At 70.4% G+C, this 16,891-nt stretch carries 16 protein-coding genes and 1 tRNA gene; 4 read left to right on the forward strand and 13 right to left on the reverse strand.

What is annotated here, in order from left to right; genetic code table 11:
* Positions 1–13: 13 nt before the first annotated feature.
* The 4 genes from ACFQBR_RS00430 to ACFQBR_RS00445 are packed head-to-tail and all read right to left on the reverse strand — an operon-like array spanning position 14 to position 3,755.
* Complete coding sequence (locus tag ACFQBR_RS00430) at positions 14–1,819, reverse strand: DUF4254 domain-containing protein (RefSeq protein ID WP_344179455.1); 1,806 nt, start codon at positions 1,817–1,819, stop codon at positions 14–16.
* Positions 1,807–2,475 carry a hypothetical protein gene (locus ACFQBR_RS00435; RefSeq protein WP_344179453.1) on the reverse strand — a complete coding sequence of 223 codons (669 nt, stop codon included), beginning with the start codon at positions 2,473–2,475 and terminating at the stop codon, positions 1,807–1,809. The genes ACFQBR_RS00430 and ACFQBR_RS00435 overlap by 13 nt, the downstream gene beginning before the upstream one ends.
* Entirely contained in the window at positions 2,472–2,942 is a 471-nt protein-coding gene (locus tag ACFQBR_RS00440) for an NUDIX hydrolase (protein ID WP_344179451.1), read from the reverse strand. Before ACFQBR_RS00440 ends, ACFQBR_RS00435 begins: the two co-directional genes overlap by 4 nt.
* Positions 2,943–2,978: 36 nt before the next feature.
* Positions 2,979–3,755 (reverse strand): TauD/TfdA family dioxygenase, encoded by a 777-nt coding sequence (locus ACFQBR_RS00445; protein WP_344179449.1) that lies wholly within the window; start codon positions 3,753–3,755, stop codon positions 2,979–2,981.
* A 132-nt stretch (positions 3,756–3,887) separates the two neighbouring features.
* On the opposite strand from ACFQBR_RS00445, the gene ACFQBR_RS00450 reads away from it, so the two are divergent.
* The 4 genes from ACFQBR_RS00450 to ACFQBR_RS00465 all read left to right on the forward strand — a co-directional run bounded on the left by ACFQBR_RS00450 (position 3,888) and on the right by ACFQBR_RS00465 (position 6,593).
* Positions 3,888–4,304, forward strand: a complete 417-nt coding sequence (locus ACFQBR_RS00450; protein ID WP_344179447.1) for an NUDIX hydrolase — start codon at positions 3,888–3,890, stop codon at positions 4,302–4,304.
* Positions 4,301–5,467: a helix-turn-helix domain-containing protein gene (locus tag ACFQBR_RS00455; protein ID WP_344179445.1), complete on the forward strand. Its 1,167-nt coding sequence runs from the start codon at positions 4,301–4,303 to the stop codon at positions 5,465–5,467. Before ACFQBR_RS00450 ends, ACFQBR_RS00455 begins: the two co-directional genes overlap by 4 nt.
* A 45-nt stretch (positions 5,468–5,512) precedes the next feature.
* Positions 5,513–6,052, forward strand: coding sequence for a class IV adenylate cyclase (locus ACFQBR_RS00460; protein ID WP_344179443.1), 540 nt, complete (start codon positions 5,513–5,515; stop codon positions 6,050–6,052).
* A gap of 70 nt (positions 6,053–6,122) precedes the next feature.
* Positions 6,123–6,593 carry an NUDIX hydrolase gene (locus ACFQBR_RS00465; RefSeq protein WP_344179441.1) on the forward strand — a complete coding sequence of 157 codons (471 nt, stop codon included), beginning with the start codon at positions 6,123–6,125 and terminating at the stop codon, positions 6,591–6,593.
* Positions 6,594–6,597: 4 nt separating this feature from the next.
* Here ACFQBR_RS00465 and ACFQBR_RS00470 read toward each other — a convergent pair whose 3' ends face one another.
* The 9 genes from ACFQBR_RS00470 to ACFQBR_RS00510 form a co-directional block, all read right to left on the reverse strand.
* The gene (locus ACFQBR_RS00470) at positions 6,598–6,774 is read right to left on the reverse strand and encodes a DUF397 domain-containing protein (protein ID WP_344179439.1); all 177 of its coding nucleotides are present in this window, start codon (positions 6,772–6,774) and stop codon (positions 6,598–6,600) included.
* A gap of 86 nt (positions 6,775–6,860) precedes the next feature.
* Positions 6,861–7,175 (reverse strand): hypothetical protein, encoded by a 315-nt coding sequence (locus tag ACFQBR_RS00475; RefSeq protein WP_344179437.1) that lies wholly within the window; start codon positions 7,173–7,175, stop codon positions 6,861–6,863.
* Positions 7,176–7,236: 61 nt separating this feature from the next.
* On the reverse strand, positions 7,237–8,595 hold the full coding sequence (locus ACFQBR_RS00480; RefSeq protein WP_344179434.1) for a tyrosine-type recombinase/integrase: 1,359 nt from the start codon (positions 8,593–8,595) through the stop codon (positions 7,237–7,239).
* A 310-nt stretch (positions 8,596–8,905) separates the two neighbouring features.
* Positions 8,906–8,981, reverse strand: a tRNA-His gene (locus ACFQBR_RS00485).
* Positions 8,982–9,048: 67 nt separating this feature from the next.
* Positions 9,049–9,699 (reverse strand): oligoribonuclease, encoded by a 651-nt coding sequence (orn, locus tag ACFQBR_RS00490; protein ID WP_344179432.1) that lies wholly within the window; start codon positions 9,697–9,699, stop codon positions 9,049–9,051.
* Positions 9,700–9,783: 84 nt separating this feature from the next.
* Entirely contained in the window at positions 9,784–11,661 is a 1,878-nt protein-coding gene (locus tag ACFQBR_RS00495) for a DUF2510 domain-containing protein (protein ID WP_344179429.1), read from the reverse strand.
* Between the two features lie 75 nt (positions 11,662–11,736).
* The gene (locus ACFQBR_RS00500; protein ID WP_267946099.1) at positions 11,737–12,384 is read right to left on the reverse strand and encodes a hypothetical protein; all 648 of its coding nucleotides are present in this window, start codon (positions 12,382–12,384) and stop codon (positions 11,737–11,739) included.
* Between the two features lie 281 nt (positions 12,385–12,665).
* Positions 12,666–14,426, reverse strand: coding sequence for a substrate-binding and VWA domain-containing protein (locus tag ACFQBR_RS00505; RefSeq protein ID WP_344179427.1), 1,761 nt, complete (start codon positions 14,424–14,426; stop codon positions 12,666–12,668).
* Positions 14,427–14,820: 394 nt separating this feature from the next.
* On the reverse strand, positions 14,821–16,563 hold the full coding sequence (locus tag ACFQBR_RS00510) for a substrate-binding and VWA domain-containing protein (RefSeq protein WP_344179424.1): 1,743 nt from the start codon (positions 16,561–16,563) through the stop codon (positions 14,821–14,823).
* Positions 16,564–16,891: the final 328 nt, after the last annotated feature.

Here is a 16,891-nt window from a genome sequence, read left to right on the forward strand (position 1 = left end):
CGTCGGGCCACTCTCAGGCGGCACATTGTCGTTCGTGCCAGGTGAGCAGCCGGTCCACGGCCGTCTCGATCGCGCCGAGCACCCGGGCTTGGTCCGTGCCCTCCCGATGGGCGGAGATGACTGCGGTCAGGGAAGGGAGATCGAGAGGGCCGAGCCCGGGCAGCAGTCGAACGGCCTCGGGAACGATCTCGTCGCCGCGCACCCACACCGACTGCTCCCGCAGGAGAAGACGGCAGAGCAGGACCAGGTGCTTGTAGAGCGGGCGGACACGGCCGCGCCCGGGGTCGTGGCGCAGCCGCCGCGTGGTCGCGACCGCGTCGGCCAGGGCGGCAGGAGTACCGCGCTCCACCTCCCCACGGGAGACCACCGGCAGCCGCAGGCCGGGACTGGCCAGAAGCGCGGGGCTTCCTTTCTGGAGCATGACCAGGGCGGCGAGCACCCGATTGGGGAGGCGGCGCACCTGGGCCTCGGAGACGGGCAGGACCGTTGCGCCCAGGTGGATACCACCACAGGCCAGGAGCGTCGACCGGTACTCGTCGATGGCTCGCACGACCCGTTCGCTGTGCCCGCTCTCGGTGATGGCGAGCAAGTCGACGTCGGACCACCCCTCCTCCCAACCGCCGTTGACCGCGCTCCCGGTCAACGCGACGAGGCACCGCTCGTCAGACAAGGCGGACAAAGACTCCACGAGTCGGGAGGTCGCCCCCCGCACCGCTGCGGGCAGCCGGAGCTCCTGGGGCGGGATGGTCTTGACCCGTGCCGTGGTCGGAGGGCTGGCCAGGCGCCTAAGTCCGCCGTGCAGCCGGATCACGCTGCCGGAGTTGTCCAGGACCTCATCAGCCGGGATCCGGTCCGCGCCCCGGCGGGTCTTGATCCGGTCCTTCCCCTCCAGGGCCTGCCGGGTACCTCCCGAGCGCGCCAGTCGCACCGCGAAGGGGACGTCGACGTAGACCACCCGTAGCCGCTCACCCATCAAGGACTTCAGAGCCGCGATCGACTCGGCCCTGTGCACGGACTCGATGGTGATCAGCTCGACGTCCACGTGAGCGTCAGCGAACCGGTTGAGCTCGTCCAGGAGCAGTTCCGCCTGACGCATGGGCGACAGGGCATAGGGATCGGCCAGGCCTTGACGGGCGGCGGCCTGGGATAGCAGGAAGCCGATCTTGAACCGGACGGCGCTCTCGTCCCGGCTCAGGAAGACCCCCGAAGTGCTCTTGCCGCACTCACTCAGGCCGCCCAAGGCGATGACCGGGGGCAGGTTGGGATTCGGGGCGGGGCGGGTGTCCGCGCCCACCGCCGTGCCGTAGAGCTTGAACCGCGCCCCGTCGGGCAGCCGCCTCCGACCGGTAACGACGTCTTCGGACAGGGAGCCGAGCGCCTCGTGCAGGTCGTGGATCTGGGCTTGAACTCGGGCCACACGGGGCTGGACACCGGGGTCCTCGTCGGCCGCCAGCCGCGTGTGGTGCAGCCGCAGCACCGTCACCGACAGCCGGTCGACCGCGGAACTGAACGGCTCGGTGTGCATCGGCGCGGTCACGGCGGGGGACACCGGGCATCCGGCGGCGATCACCTCGTCCAGGCGCTCGGCGTAGCGAACACGGGCCATGTTGAGCTGGTCGATCACGCGCTTGCCGTCGGCCACCCGCACAGGGTCGGCCGCCTCGACGCGTACGCCGTCCTCGGCTCGCCACAGTCGGTGGTTGGTGCGGTGGAGTCCGCTGACAGCTTCGTCGAACCGGGCGCGTTCCTTGGCCGGGAGCAGGGCCAGTAAGGCGGCAAGGGGTTCGTTGAGGGGAAGAGGAGGGTTCACGGCGAACATCCGTTCTTCGCGGGGTGGTTGATCGAGGGGACGCTGACGTCGTGCGCGGTGAGGACTCTGCTGAGGAAGGCGTGCGTCGCGTCGATGCCGTGAGTCTGTCCGGAGACAACCTCGGCGAACACGCCTTGATGCGCCATGTGTAGGAGAACGCGGTGCAGGCGCCGTTGGTAGTCGAGGTAGACGCCGGCCCACGGACGTCCCTCCCGTTGTTGGGCGATGCCGATGCTCTGCTCAAGGTCGAGCGCGGGGAGCAGCAGGATGGAGAGCTCTGGTGGGCGCGGTTCGTCCGTGTCCACCAAGGCGAGAACTCGGGTCCAGGCGGCTTCGACGGTGAGCGACTCCTTGACCGTGCAGGTCGCGACGGCCGTGGCGAGGAGCATGTACCAGCCGCGGTCCAGGAGCCCGATCTTTCCGGGAGGGCGGGCTCTGGCTCGGGCAGCGTGGCTGGAGAACAACATGCGGGTCAGCTCCGCCGTGGTGGAGGTGGTGAACCACCAGGTGCCGTATCCCGGGCCCGAGACACGAGCCCAGGTGGCCGGATCGTGGCGGTGAACCGGACCCAGGTCGTGGAACCCGTGCCAGCTGTCCGCCAGCATGCGCACCTGCGTCGACTTGCCGCTGTTGTCGGGGCCGTTGAGGCTGATGAAGTCGGTCATGGTGCCTCGTCCGCTTCGTTCACCAGCGCCAGCAGGCCGTGGAGGTTCGCCTGCGCGAATTCGGTCAGCCGGGGCGGTAGGAGACGGAGTCCCGCGAGGGCGTCTCGCGTGGCGGTGACACGGGCCACTTCGTAGGTGCCGCGTCCGGGCTCGGTGAACTCGGCTCCGGTGCGGTTGGTGAGGTCCATGGAGGTCAACCGTGCGATGAAGACGTGCTGGATTCCGATACCGCCGGGGAGGTCGTCGGTGATGACGAGGACCTGGCGGACCCGGTCGATTCGACCACCGAGCTCCTCCAGGACCTCACGGTGCAAGGCCGCCTCGACGCTGCTGTCCTTCGCCTCGACCCCGCCTCCCACGGCGACCCAGTAGGGCTCCTGTTCGGGTTTGGTACGCCTGATGAGCACCAGCCGCTGCTCGCTGTCGAAGAGGATGGCGCGAGCGCTCTGCTTGACGATCTCGGTCATGTTCACTCGTTCCACGTCGTGTTCTGGAATAGGAGGTCAGGACAGGCGGAATCCGCGTTCCAGTGGGAGGTGGGTATGCCGCTCGCCCAGAGCGCGCAGCATCACTCGAGGACCGGTAAAGGAACGACGGCCGTGCAGCCAACGTGTGTTGTCGAGGATGAATCCCTCGCCCTTGCCCAGGCGCAAGACCATGGTGTGCCGGTTCATGACCTCCCGGAGGATCTCGACGTGGCGAACCGTGCGGGGAGCGAAGCGGATGAGTTCGTCAAGCCTTAGCCGGATGGTCCACGTTTCTGGTGCGGCAGGTTCGAAGACCGCGCCGACGTATCCGGAGGAGCCTCCGAAGTAGGCGGTCCGGGGCGCGGACAGCGCACTCCACGTCTCCGGGGAGGCCAGGAACAGCTCCTCGGCCACGGCCCGCCCGTCGATGAGGACGCTCTCGCCTCCGTGGTGCGCCGGGGTCAGGCACATGAGCATGAGGAGGTGCGGTGGTCTCGGTAGGCACGACCGCTCTGTGTGCGGGAGGAGCTCGGAGTCGGTGAATCCGAGTTGGCCGGCCCCGGGGCTCCCGTCCCGCGCGTGCAGCAGGGTGAGGCCGTCAGGGCCGCTGTCCGGGTGCGGGTAGAGGACGGCCAGATCACGCACCATGTCGGCGAAGGCGGGGCGGCTGGGCATCTCGCTGAACGTTGCCAGACCCCGATCACGTAGGGCGGACGCCAGGTGCGGGTGGAGGTCGGTTCTGCGCGGGTCGACTCGGTGCCGCTCGAAGGGAGCGTCGGTGTCGACGGGCAGGTGAGGTGTCGTCTTGTACACACCGCCCAGCTTCACGAATGCCGGGCGATGAGGCCAGTGACAATCTGTCAAGGCGCGAGCTGCCCGAGACCGGGTGCGCGCCTGCTAGCTTCACTACCGTCGAACCCCTACGCCGTCGAAAGCGAGCCCCCTGTGTCCGACGTCCCCTACGCACCGCGCACGTTCCCCGTCTCAGTCAAAGGCGTCGTCGTCCGTGAGGGGCGGGTGTTGCTGTTGCGCAACGAGCGTGACGAGTGGGAGCTCCCCGGCGGAAAGATCGAACTGGGGGAGACCCCGGAGGAGTGCTTGGCCCGGGAGATCGAGGAGGAGACGGGCTGGCCGGTCACGGTGGCGGAGATCCTCGATTCGTGGATGTACCACATCACCCAGGTCGACAAGCACGTCTTCATCGTCACCTACGGCTGTCATGTGGACTCGGACGCCCCGGTCGTGGTCTCCAGCGAGCACAAGGAAGCCGGGCTGTTCACCAAGGACGAGGTACCCGGTCTGAAGATGCCGGAGGGGTACAAGAGGTCGGTTCTCTCCTGGTTCGCCCAGCCGGACACGTGACCGCTTCGACTTCCACCCGCTGGCTGTGGCTGCTACCCGAAGCACGTCGCGCCCTGGAGACCCGGGAGCTGGCGGTGATCCTGCGTTGCTACCGCAAGTTCGCGGGACTCTCACAGGTGGCGATGGGAGAGCTTCTCGGATACGACCCCTCTTATGTTTCCCTGCTGGAGCGGCGCCAGCGCACCATCAATGACCGTCAGGGGTTGTCGCACATCAGCCGGGTCCTGGGCGTTCCGCCGCACGCCCTGGGAATCACCAGCGACGAAGACGCGGACTTCCTCGCCGCACTGCAGTTCGGGGAGTCGACGGTACGGCTCGCCGAGATCGCCCGGCAGGCGGGACGCGCGGCAGAGGCGGTCGAGGAACTGTGGCCGTTGGTGGTCCGGCTTGAGGCACGGCTGAGGGAGGGACGGGTCGACTACGGGACGGCCTCCCTGCTGGCACGGGCGCGGGCAACGCTCGGCACGTCGCTGGGACACGTCCTGCCGGAGGAACAGTTGTACCTGGCCGCGCGATGGACGGGCGGCGCCATGCGGCTCGCTCGGCATCTGGACGAGGGTGACTTCCTCGGGCACGTGCTGCGTATGCACGGCAACGAACTGAGGAAGGCGGGTCGCTCGGGAGCCGCTATCGCGCGTCTGGCTGAGGCAGCCGAGCTCTCCCATGACGAGGGGGAGCGAGGTCAGACCTTCGTTCTTCTTGCCCGTGCGGCCGGAGAACAGGGGGACGCAGCCAGGCACGACGAGGCCGTAGCCACCGCTGACCTTGTCATGGATGCTGCGGGGCCGAGCGGAATCCTCTTCACCCCCTTCTCCCTGCGTGAAGTGCGCGTGCGAGGGCTGCTGGGAACCGGGCGCGCATCTGCGGCAGCGGAACTGGCCCGGGCACGCCCAGGATCGGGAGAGGCACCGGCGCCTCAATGGGCGGCTATCGAAGCCGTCACCTCCGCCGACGCGCTGTCCGCAGTCGGGGACCTCACCAGTGCGCACACTTTGTACAGCGAGGCGTTGTCCCTTGCCGCACGTCTTCAATTGCCGCATCAGATTCAGCGCGTGGTGCGGAGCACCGCCAAACCCGGGCTGGAGGAAGTTCGTGCCGATGCCTTGGCACGCTTGCACGACCTCACCCAGCATCGAACAACGGCCGGTTCGCTCTCTCGCTGATGCAGTGCCGCAGATGGAATCAGAGGAAGCAAGAGAGAAGGCTCCATGAGCGTGATCGAATATGAGGCCAAGGTCTTGGGCATCGAACCCGAAAAGGTGGCTCGGCTCATTCTCGACAAGGGCGGTGCTGACCTGGGTGAGGTCCTTCAGCGACGCTACGTGTACGACATCGAGCCCGGGGACATGTCGCGGTGGGTGCGTCTGCGCGACACCGGGAGCCGGGTCACGCTCACGGTGAAGGAGATCGACTCCGACGCCATCGGCGGCACTCGGGAGACCGAGACGCAGGTCGGTGACTTCGAGACCGCCAACGCGTTGTTGGCCAAGCTCGGTTACACGCCCAAGGCCTACCAGGAGAACCGACGGCGCAGCTTCACGTTGGACGGCGCCCAGTTGGAGATCGACTCCTGGCCGCGGATCCCCGCGTATCTGGAGATCGAAGCGGACAGCCGCGCCGAGGTGGTGCGGGTGGCCGCGCTGCTCGGATTTGACGAGTCGTCCCTGACGGGTGAGAACACCACCAAGGTCTACGACCGCTACGGCATCGACCTGTCCGGCATCGCGGATCTGCGCTTCGATGCCTGAGGAGGGTTGATCGCTGCCCCGGCCTCCGTGCCGATGCTTGTCGGGCCGGGGCGGTGGTTAGTGTCTGGGCATGGTCTCTAATCCCACTGAATCCTTCGCCCGCCCCCGGGTGGCTGCCGGTGTGCTGTTCTTCGATGAGCTGGGGCGGGTGATGATGGTGGTTCCGACCTACAAGGACTACCTGGAGATCCCCGGCGGGTACATGGAGCACGGGGAGACCCCGACCCAGGCCGTGGCGCGTGAGGTGAAGGAAGAGTTGGGGATTACCCCGCCGATCGGGCGGTTGCTGGTCGTGGACTGGGCACCCACGCCATCGGAGGGTGACAAGCAGTTGTTCGTCTTCGACGGGGGAGTGCTCGACCAGCACTGGCTGGACCGGATCGTCCTCGACCAGGACGAGTTGGCCGGGTACGGGTTCCATGAGGTGGCCGAGGTCGGGACGGTGACGATCCCCCGGCTCACTCGAAGGATCGCTCAAGGGGACCGTGCACGCCGTAAGGGGACCACGCTCTACCTGGAGAGCGGCGAGGTCGTCGCGTAGGGGATTACCGGTGGCTGTGGAGAGTGGTCTCGACGAAGGCGTTCCACTCCGAGCGGGTGAAGGACAGATGGCCCAGTTCCCTGTTCTGGGTGTCCCGCACGTCGGCTCCGGCCTGGTGCTCCCGGGCTTCGACGCACTCGTTGGTTCCACCGCTGTAGCTGCTCTTGTGCCAGTCACTCATCGTCAATCGCCTTCATCTCACGGTAGCCCGAAGAGTGGAGGAGGGCGGGCCCGCACGGGCCCGCCCCTGTCTGTTTCTACGTGCGACTACACATGCTCTCTGAAGTCACTCAGGATGTGAGCGCGTGAGGCCACCATCACCTTCTCTCGCTCCTTCTTCGTGGCGCTGTCGCATCGTTGCTTGGGCCCGCGCGGCCTCCGCGCTTGGGCCCGCGCGGCCTCCGCCTCCAGTCTCGCCTGCCTCTGCAACTTCTCGGTGGGGGCCGCGGATGCGATCGCTTCCAAGGCTTCGGCGATCCTTTCTCGCCATTGCGAGAACTTGATGGAGTCGGCTTCGGACGGCCGCTCGGACTTCACAGCGCGGAGGTGGCGCAGAGCGCGTTTGAACGCTGGGTCGATCATGGTGCTCTTTTCGAGCTGTGCGAGATGGTCCCCACATGATGTAGCACCCCCGTAATGACGTTCAAGAGATCAGGCGCAGGCGCTGCTCACCGCCGGGGTCGGTGCGCGGTGTCGGGGGAGTGGGCGGGCCGTCGATGGCCTCGATCATGGTGTCGTCGATGTCGGTGACCAGGTGCCCGTAGCGGTCCATGGTCGTGGTGATGGAGGTGTGCCCCAATCGGCGCTGGATCTTGAACACGTGCACGTCTTTCTCGATCAGCCACGCAACGTGGGTGTGGCGCAGGTCGTGGATGCGCGGCTTCTTGCCGAGCCCGCGCCGTTGGGCCTCCTTGACGCCGGGTGCCCAGCGGCGGCCGTAGAAGGAGGAGTGCCGCCACCAGGACCCCTGGTCGGTGGTGAAGACGAACTCCTCCGGCCTCTTTCCTTCCAACCTGGGGCGTAGCAGGTCGATGGTGCGCGGTGAGAGCGGCAGGCGCCGTCGGGAACTGCGGGTCTTGGGCGCCCCCAGGTGGAAGGTGTTGTTGGGTCCGCGCTTCCAGGCCCGGCGCACGTCCAGGTGCCCGCGCACCTGCTGCTGTCCCTCGTGGTCGATGGTCGGGGTGAAGCTGACGTCGCGGACCTGCAGGGCGACCAGTTCGCTGTAGCGCATGCCGGTGCGCACGAACACCTCGACCATGTCGCGCACGTCCGGGTGCATCGAGTCCCGGAACAGGGTGAACTCCTCACGGGTCAAGAAGCACATCTCGGTGTCGGCCTCGTTGTCGGCGCGGGGTAGCCGGCTACGGGCGGCGGGGTTGGAGGGCCGAATGGGCGGGTCCTCGCGCACGGCGGCCTCGCAGATGGAGAAGAGCAGCCCGTGCAGGTTGTGGATGAACTTGGCCGCCAGGGGTTTGCGCAGCCACCCGGGTTCCTTCTGGCGGCCCCGGCTGGGGTTGGGGGTGCGGTAGGAGGCCTTGGGATCGGGGGTGCCGGTGCGTAGCTGGTTGACCCAGGCGCGGACGTCCTTGGGCTTGAGCTGGATGACGTCGCGCAGGTCCACCTGTCCGAAGTGCGGGATCAGGTGGAGTTCGAGTTCGCGGTGGTAGTCGGCGCGGGTGCGTTCCTCGACGCCGGTCATGGAGTCGATGAGCTCGCGGGCGAAGTCGGCGAAGATGACGGGTTCGGCCTCGGGCTGGTCCTCTTGCTCGACCTTGGTCCAGCCGTGGCCGGGGACCCACCCCTCGGCCCAGCCCTGGCGGGGTATCCAGTTCTCGGGCCAGTGGTGTCCGGCGGCCTCGACGTGGAGTTTGAAGGTGTGGGCGTCGGCGCGGGTGTCGAAGGGTTCGGACTGGGGTGCTCCGCCACGGGTGCCGCCGAGCCGCCATTTGACCCAGTAGCGGGTGCGTCCGTCGGCCAGGGTGCGCTGGTTGATGGTTGCCATGGGTGGACCATCGCTTGGGTGCGGGCTAAAGCGAAGGGAATCCGCGAAGGTCCTCGAAGATCTTTGCGCAGGCCAGGACGGGTGCCCGACGGATGTACCAATGCCCGTATGCGGCGGGCCTGTGCGGTTTCGGGGCGGGTCCGGCTCGGGAGTGCACGGCCGTGCACCCCCGCGACATCGGTGAGTGACGGGATGGGCGGTGCGCACTCACTGACCCGTGTTCTGGGCCCCGTGCACCCGCTGGTGCACCCCCGCACACGCGAAAGCCCCTGACCACTGCGCATCCGCGCTGGTCAGGGGCTTTCGCCTCTGGGGTGAGTGACGGGACTTGAACCCGCGACTTCTTGGACCACAACCAAGTGCTCTACCGGCTGAGCTACACCCACCACGTTCGCCTGGCCTCGCGGCCCTGCGTACGTATGAAATCTTAGCGGACTCCGGGGAGTGCTTCGATCAGTTTTCCGCCCCGGCGTCCCCGGAGGCCCCGTCGCGGGGCTTGAGTCCGTTGCCCCCGGCGATCACCTCGGTCGCGACGGCGCGTGCCTCGGCCGAGCTGGGGCCGGGTTCGGGCACGAACGCGGTGGCGCGGAAGTAGCGCAGCTCACGGATGCTCTCGGTGATGTCGGCGAGCGCCCGGTGCCCGCCGTTCTTGTCGGGGCTCGCGTAGTACACGCGCGGGTACCAGCGGCGCAGCAGTTCCTTGATGGAGGACACGTCCACCATCCGGTAGTGGAGGAACTCGTCGATGCGCTTCATGTCGCGGGCGAGGAAGGTGCGGTCCGTGGCGATCGAGTTGCCGCACAGCGGGGCCTTGCGGGGCTCGGTCACGTACCGGCGGATGTGTTCCAGGACCATGTCCTCGGCCTCGTGCAGGGTGACGCCCTTGTCCAGCACCTCCAGCAGGCCGGACTTGGTGTGCATGTCGCGGACGAAGTCGCCCATGGCGTCCAGTGCGGCCTGCGGCGGTCTGATCACGACGTCGACGCCCTCGTCGAGGACGTTGAGCTCACCGTCGGTGATCAGACAGGCCACCTCGATCAGCGCGTCGTTCTCGAAGTCGAGGCCCGTCATCTCGCAGTCGATCCACACCAAACTGTCATTCATACCGGTCAGCTTAGAGGTTGTGGGAAGTGCCGGGGATGACGAAGGGGCGGCCGGGCCCGTGGCCCGACCGCCCCTGGGGCCGGGTCAGTCCCAGACCAGGCCGCTGACGCCGAAGACGGCGTCCATCCAGTCGTAGACGCCCCAGAACTGGACGTAGGCCAGGCCGAGGACGACCACCAGGATCAGGAGGAAGAAGAAGCAGCCGCAGCCGCAGCCGCGTCCGCAGCCGCCCTTCTTCTTCCTCTGCGGCTGCGGAGGGGCCTGTGGGGGCTGCTGCGGGTACAGGCCGCCGCCGGGCGGCCGGCCCGGCCCCCGCTGCGGCTGCTGGTGGCCCCCGCCCATCGGCGGCTGCCCGCCGGACACGCCGGCACGGGGGTATCCGGGCGGCGGGCCCTGGGGAGGGCGGTTCATGTGCTGAGGGGGCGGCATGGGGGGACCCTGGTGGGGGTGTCCGCCCATGTTCGGGTTGCCCATCTGCTGCGGCGGGTACCCGGGCGGCGGGTAACCGCCCTGGTGGTGCGCCGGGGGGAAGCCGGGCTGGGGGCCCGACGGCGGGATCTGCGGTCCGGACCGCTGGTGCGGCGGGAAGCCGCTCGGATACGGGCCGGAGGGGGCGCCCGGCGGAACGGCGTGCCCCGGCTGCGGACCGGAGAGGGGCGGGACGCCGGGATACTGCTGCGCGGGTGCCTGCTGCGCCCCGGAGGACTGGCTTCCCGGGACCTGCTGTCCCGGCGGCTGCTGTCCGGGGGCGTACCCCTGGGCCTGCTGGTCCGGAGCCGGTGAGGGCCAGGGCTGCCCGGGCTGCGGTTCGCCGGGCACGGCCGCGGCGGCGCCCGGCGCCTGGCCGGGGGGCTGCGCCTGGGGGTTGCGGGCCTGCTCCTCCGCGCGGCGCGCCGCCTCCTCCCGGAGTTCGGCCTCCTTGCGGACGCGCTCCTCCTCGCGCTGCTTGGCGGCCTCCTCCTCGGCCTGGCGGCGCTGCTCCTTGCGCTCCTCGGACAGGTCCGCCCAGCCCTCCTTGAGGCTTCCCAGGAACTTGTTGAACTTGCCGCCCTTGCCCTCGGAGTCCTCGTTGTTCCCGGCGCCCGAGAACATCGGGTCGGAGGGGTCGAACACCGCGGTTCCGGACGGCTCCGGGGCGGACGGCGTGAACACGGCGGTGCCGGGGGCGTCGGAGGAGGGGGTGAACACCGCCGTCTGCGGGGCGGGGCGGATGTCGTCGTCGGTGAGGTTGGCCGTGGGGATGTCGTCGTCGCCGAGGTCCGCGGTGGGCGTCTCGTCCTGGTCCCGGCCGGAGACGTCGCCGGGGCCCACGCGCATGGTCGCGCCGACGCCGCTCAGGTCGGCGGTCGGCTCCTCGTCCGCGCCGGGGCCGCGCACGTCGGCGGTGGGGGTCTCGTCATCGGAGGCGCCGTGGACCCAGGAGGGGTCGATGCGCACGGTGCCGGGGTCCTCGCCGACCGGGGCCGGGGCCGCGGGGGCGGAGGCGCTCCGGGCCCAGGACGGGTCGATGCGCACGGTGCCGGGGTCCTCGCCGATCGGCGCGGGGGTGGGGGACGCCGGGGTCGGGTCGGACGGGCTGGAGGCGTCCTGGGCCCAGGAGGGGTTGATGCGCATGGTGCTGGGCTCGTCGTCCACCGGGGCGGGGGGCCCGGAGGCGCCCTGGACCCACGACGGGTCGATCCGCATGGTGCTGGGCTCGTCCTCGACCGGAGCGGGCGCCGCCGCCGCGGAGCCCAGCCGGACGGTCCCGGCCTCCTCCTCGTCCGGGGCGGCGGAACCCCCCTGGTCGGGAGCACCCAGGAACGCGGTGGCGGCCCCCTCGTCGTCCTGGCCGTCGGCACCGCCCTGGAGTTCGCTCAGGGAACGGGTATGCCGCGTCCACTCGTCGCCGTTCCACCATCTGAGCGTCTGCGCGTCGCCTCGCGGGTCCGCGTACCAACCCGGCTCGATAGATCCACCCATGGGCGACAGACTAAGGGGTGGCGGAGCGGCGCTCGACCAGTGGTACCCGGTCCCACGTGCCCGGTGGTGTGCGGATCACGAGCTCGTCGCCCTTCGTGCTCGGGGCGTCGCCGAGAGTTGCCCCGCGGTGTCTGTTCCCGGTGCAGGGCGGTCGGGGCGGGCCCCCGCCGACAGCAGGCAGGCGGTGTCCAGCTTTCCCGGCCCCTTGGCGGAGGAGCCCGGGACCTGGTCGTGGCCGAAGTGGCCGCCCCGGGCCCAAGCGCGGGCCGCGACCTCGGCCTTGGGGCCCTCGGACCCGGGACGGCCGGCGGGCCACGCACGGCGCACCCCCCAGGAGTCCAGCCACAGCAGCAGCGGGGCCAGGCCGACCATCGGCCCGTCCGTGAACGGGGTCTCCCGGAAGGCCACCACCGACACCACCAGGCACACCCGGCCCTCGTGTCCGTGGTCGAGGTGCTGCTCGTACAGGTCGGTGCCGCCCAGCTGCACACCGACGCGCCTGGTCGCCGCCAGCGTCTGTACGGTCTCGCCGGTCAGCGGGTTCCAGACGAGGTGCGTCGCGCGGCCCTCGTCCACCAGCCGTCGCGCCTCCTCGTGCGCGGACCACGAACCGGGGTCGGAGCCGGTCACCGTCCACACGGCGCGCGGGGCCCCGGTGCCGGGGGGTGTTCGGGTGGCCCCGCCGTCGAGTCTCGCGGCACCGGGCATCCACGCCTTCGCCATGGCACTCCCAATCGGGTCGTCGTGTGGCCGGGCCCGACGCCGGACGGGCCGGACGGCCCGGGCACGCCGGCCGCGGGGCACGCGCCCCGGGGGAGGGGCCGGGCGCCGGGGGCGTTCCCCGGCCCCTCCCTGAGTACGCCAACCCGGGGGAGAAGTCCATATCCCCTTCGCCCTAGGACAGGGTCTTGTCACCCCCAGTCACGCCGGGGGCCGTGCGCGGTGCGGCCCGGACGCGGTCCGCACCGGGGCCCGGCCGCCCCGGCCCCGCCGGGGCGGGGCCGCTACTCGGCCCCGGGGTCGTCCTCGGTGAGCCGCAGGGAGAACGCCTGGAGGAAGATGTCGCCGATCTCGGTGGGGTCCTCCGTCATGTACGCGGCGCCGCCCGTGGCGGCGGCGATCTCCTGGAGCGGCTCCAGGTTCTGCACGTCCGGCCCGAACGCGATCGTGATGATCGGGATGGGGCGCGAGGGGCTCGCCATGCCGTCGATCTGCGTCATCAGCTCGTCGAGCTCCATGCCGCCGGGGTTGTCGTTGTCCCCGTCGGTGAGCATGAGGATGACGTTGGTCCGGTCGGGCCGGTAGGTACGGGACATCTCCTGGTAGGCGGCCAGGTAGGTCTCGTACAGCGCGGTGTCGCCCTGAGGGCGGGGCCGGAGCCCGGCCAGCGCGCCGGCGATGGCGTCGCGGTGCTCGGTCCCGCCGTCCCCCGTGGCCTGGAGTTCGCGGACGGGCGCCAGCTCCTGGTAGTGCAGGTTGTTGTTGACGTCGGTGGAGAACTCCCACAGGCCCAGTTCCGAGGTGGGCGTGAACATCTGGAGGCCCTCCGTCGCTGCCGCGCCCGTCACCTGCATACGGGTCATCCCCGTCCCGGGCACCTCGGCGAGCATCGACCCGGAGACGTCCACGATCGCGAGCACCCGGGAGTCCATCTTGAGCTGGTTCCACGACCGGGTCAGATCGGTGACGGCCCCGTCGGAGGGGACGGGCAGCTCCTCCGGGGCGTCCTCGGTGAAGCCGACGTCCTCGGTGAGCACGGCGGGGTCCATCTGGTCGTCGGGGCCGCGGAACCCCTGCGCGAGCAGGTGGGGGAGGGCCTCGTCCGAGCGCACCGCCTCCCGGAACACCTCGGCGGCACGGGTGATGTCGCTGTCCTCGCTGCGCACGACGTACGGGTAGTCGAGGTAGTAGGTGCCGCCCTCCAGGTAGTTGGCGCGGGCGGAGGCCTCCTCGTGCGCCGCGTTGTAGCGCCACACGGCCTGCTCGGACATCACCATCGCGGGCGGCGAGTCGGCCTGGCCGCCGCTGAGGGCCAGGAACGCGGCGTCCTCGTCGGAGGAGGCCCCCTGGTGGAGTGCCTGGAGGGCGGCCGTCATGTGGGCGTTGAAGGTGTCGGCGTCGGGGCTCGACCGCTCCAGCGCGGACTGCAGCAGGGAGAGGGTGCTCAGGCCGGTGGAGCTGCGGGCGGGGTCGACGACGCGCACGCTGCGCTCGGACGCCTCCCCGGGGGCGGAGGTGGGGATGACGTCGGCCCAGGCGAGGGTGGCCTCCCCGTCGGCGAACTCGGCGAGTTCGGCCAGGACCAGCGGGGACCGGGCCACGGAGGTGCCGGTCTCGGTGATGACGGCGTCCCCGGCCTGGCTCTGGACCAGACGGGGCCACATGGAGGAGTCGGGGATCCACACGTCGGACTCGGTGTCGCCCATGGTGGCTCCCGAACCGGTGATCTGGTAGGCGACGTTGGCGGAGTCGACCTGGCGCACCTCGGCCCGGACGCAGCGCCCGTCCACCCGGTTCTCCCCGGCGTTGAAGTCCGAGGCGACCTGGTCGACTGCGGGGGCGAGTTCGGGACTGACGGCCACGTCGAGCGCGATGTCGGAGCCGCCGCATCCGTCGGACTCGCCGAACATGTACACGCCCGCGGCGGTGAGGCCGAGCACGATCACCAGGGCGGCGGCCAGGGCCACGAAGGCCCCGCCCCGGCCGCGCCGGCGTCTGGCCCGGTTGGAGGGCTCTTCTGCGTATCTTCCGCGGTGACGTCCCACAGCTTTCCTCACGGGGTGGTGTACGGACGGGGGTGCCGTACAGGGGGAGACATGTCGGCTCGGGGGCGACCGGCCCGGGACGGGCCGCGCGTACCGGTCCGCCTCGGGAGCGAACCGGCCACCGGTGTGTTACTGGTGGGAACGGTACTCAACCGCCCGGACCGGGTGGAGGCCGGGCGGGCCGGTGGCGGCGGGTCGACGCGGGGGTGTACCGGGGGTGAACCTGAGCTCAGCGCCGGTCGCCCCGGGATATCGGGCGGCCGTTCCGGAAACCGGGTTTTCGGGAGCGCTCGGGCCGAAACCCGATTCCGATATCCAATCGAGACCATCGGGCGCTCTCGTTGCCGACGCGGTCCGGGGAGCGCCCCGGACCGGCGCCGACACGGGCACGGCCTCAGTTGTCGCAGTCGGGAACGCACAGCCGGCGTGAGATCGAGCTGAGGAAGATGTCGCCGATCTCGTCCGGGTCGTCGGTCACGAACGCCGAGCCGCTCGTCGCGTCGGCGACCTGCCTCAGCTCCGCCTCCTCCGCCTGGGAACCGAAGGCGATGATGAACATGCTGACCGGCCGCTCGGGGTCGAACCGGTCCTGCAGCGCCGCCACGAGCTCCGCGTGCGAGATGTCGCTGGATCCCTCGTCCTGCCCGGCGGTGAGCAGGATGACGCTGTTGATCTTGTCCTCGTGGTAGGCGTCCTGGACCTCGTCGTAGGCGGCCAGGATGTTGTCGTACAGGCGCGAGCCGCCGCCGCGCACCTCGACGCCCTCCGCGACGGAGGTGAGCTCCTGGCGGCGGGTGGAGTCCCCGTCGCCGTCCGAGGCGCCCAGCCGGTGCATGTCGGCGGACTCCTCGCGGCCCTCCTCCCCGTACGCGTCCGACATCAGCCACAGGCCCATGTCGGTCTCGTCGGGGAACATCGCCAGGCCCAGCAGGGCCGCCTGGAGGGCGGCCTCCATCCGGGTCGGTCCGCCGGCGCCGTCGAGGTCGTCCGCCATGTTGGCCGAGACGTCGGCCAGGACCAGCGTGCGGCTGGGCATCGACAGACGGTTCCAGTCGGTGACCGAGGCCAGCAGGGCGTCCCCGGTCAGGTCCTCGTGGGTGGCGGGTTCCTCGGGGATCAGCCCGGGCCGGCCGGCGAGGGCGGACGAGGCCCTTCCGTCGGGGTCGCGGAACCCCAGGTCGCGCAGGCGCGAGCGGTAGGCGTCGTCGCGCAGCACCTCGTACAGGTCCGCCGCCGCGGACCGCAGCGCCTCCTCGTCGGTGGTGGTGACGTAGGGGTAGTCGAGGCTGACCGTCCCCTCGGCCGGGTAGTGGGCGGCCAGCTGGGGCGCCGACTCCGCGCGGTCCTGGTTGTAGGACACCACCGCCTGCTCGGGGACGACGATCACCGGGTCCGGGCGCTCCGCGGAGGCCTCCGACCCCGTGTAGAAGGTGGCGAGGTCGATCTCGCCGAACGCGCTGTCCGTCTGCACGTCGCGCACGAAGTCGGTCATGGCGGTGTCCGCCCCGTCCCCGGAGCCCAGGTGGCGGCGGACGGCGTGCATGACCGTCATCCCGTCGGCCCCGCGGTTGGGGTCGACCATGACCAGCGGGCGGTCGGGCTCGCGGCCGTCGGGCAGGACCGCGGTCCAGCTGGTGTCGTCGGGGTCGGGCATGCCCTCGGTCCGCTCGGGGGCGGCGAGGACCACCGGGGAGGACGCCAGGGACGGCGGATCGGTCCCGATGCCGGGGGTCCCGCCCCCCGACACGCGGGCCAGCTCGACCCAGGCCGACGACTCGGGCACCCACACGTGCGGGGCGATGGTGGAGTCGGCCGCCCGCCCGCCGGTCAGCGCGGTCATGATGCGGTGCGGAGCGATCTCGTCCACCTGCGCGTACACGCACGCGCCGCCGTATCCGGGACGGTCGGCGTTGAACTCGGTGGCGGCCTCCCGCAGCACGGGGGCGATGCTCTGGGTCGCCGACACGCGCAGGTAGCGGGTTTCGCCGCAACCGAGCGAGTTCAGGGCGACCGGAACCGCGATCGCGGCGACGGCGACGATCGCGACGACGGCGGCGGTGATCCCCAGCGGCGACCTGAACGCACCGCGGGCGGTCCGGCCGGTCGGGGAGGGATGGCGGTGGCGTCCACTGGACACGGGCACTCCGGGGGTGTGGCGGTGTCCGGCTTCCGACCGGCGGCCGCCCGGAAGCCGGGTGGGTGCGAGGGGAGGCCGCGGGGGTGGCGTCCCGCACCCGCGGTAGGGGAAGGGGGCGAACCATCGCGCGTCGGCCGGCGTCCCACAGGGTGGAGACGAACGACCGCGCCCTGGGGTGCGAACGATTCTTCACCTGGACCCTACTCGTTGGTAACGGTGAAGCGGAAGGGGCGGACCGGAGGCGCGGGAGCCCCGGAGACGCCGGATCGGGGTGATCGCTTTGTTACGGTGCTCTCGGAGGAGTGCTCCGCACCGCCCGCTAAGCTTG

The organism is Nocardiopsis tropica, assembly GCF_042660575.1.
In the GTDB taxonomy this organism is placed as follows: Bacteria; Actinomycetota; Actinomycetes; order Streptosporangiales; family Streptosporangiaceae; genus Nocardiopsis; species Nocardiopsis tropica.

Bases quoted from the DNA above. Each gene is read 5' to 3' on its own strand.
- ACFQBR_RS00430 (WP_344179455.1), bottom strand. From the start codon at position 1,819: ATGTTCGCCGTGAACCCTCCTCTTCCCCTCAACGAACCCCTTGCCGCC.
- ACFQBR_RS00435 (WP_344179453.1), bottom strand. From the start codon at position 2,475: ATGACCGACTTCATCAGCCTCAACGGCCCCGACAACAGCGGCAAGTCG.
- ACFQBR_RS00440 (WP_344179451.1), bottom strand. From the start codon at position 2,942: ATGACCGAGATCGTCAAGCAGAGCGCTCGCGCCATCCTCTTCGACAGC.
- ACFQBR_RS00460 (WP_344179443.1), top strand. From the start codon at position 5,513: ATGAGCGTGATCGAATATGAGGCCAAGGTCTTGGGCATCGAACCCGAA.
- ACFQBR_RS00465 (WP_344179441.1), top strand. From the start codon at position 6,123: ATGGTCTCTAATCCCACTGAATCCTTCGCCCGCCCCCGGGTGGCTGCC.
- ACFQBR_RS00470 (WP_344179439.1), bottom strand. From the start codon at position 6,774: ATGAGTGACTGGCACAAGAGCAGCTACAGCGGTGGAACCAACGAGTGC.
- ACFQBR_RS00475 (WP_344179437.1), bottom strand. From the start codon at position 7,175: ATGATCGACCCAGCGTTCAAACGCGCTCTGCGCCACCTCCGCGCTGTG.
- ACFQBR_RS00480 (WP_344179434.1), bottom strand. From the start codon at position 8,595: ATGGCAACCATCAACCAGCGCACCCTGGCCGACGGACGCACCCGCTAC.
- orn (WP_344179432.1), bottom strand. From the start codon at position 9,699: ATGAATGACAGTTTGGTGTGGATCGACTGCGAGATGACGGGCCTCGAC.
- ACFQBR_RS00495 (WP_344179429.1), bottom strand. From the start codon at position 11,661: ATGGGTGGATCTATCGAGCCGGGTTGGTACGCGGACCCGCGAGGCGAC.
- ACFQBR_RS00500 (WP_267946099.1), bottom strand. From the start codon at position 12,384: ATGGCGAAGGCGTGGATGCCCGGTGCCGCGAGACTCGACGGCGGGGCC.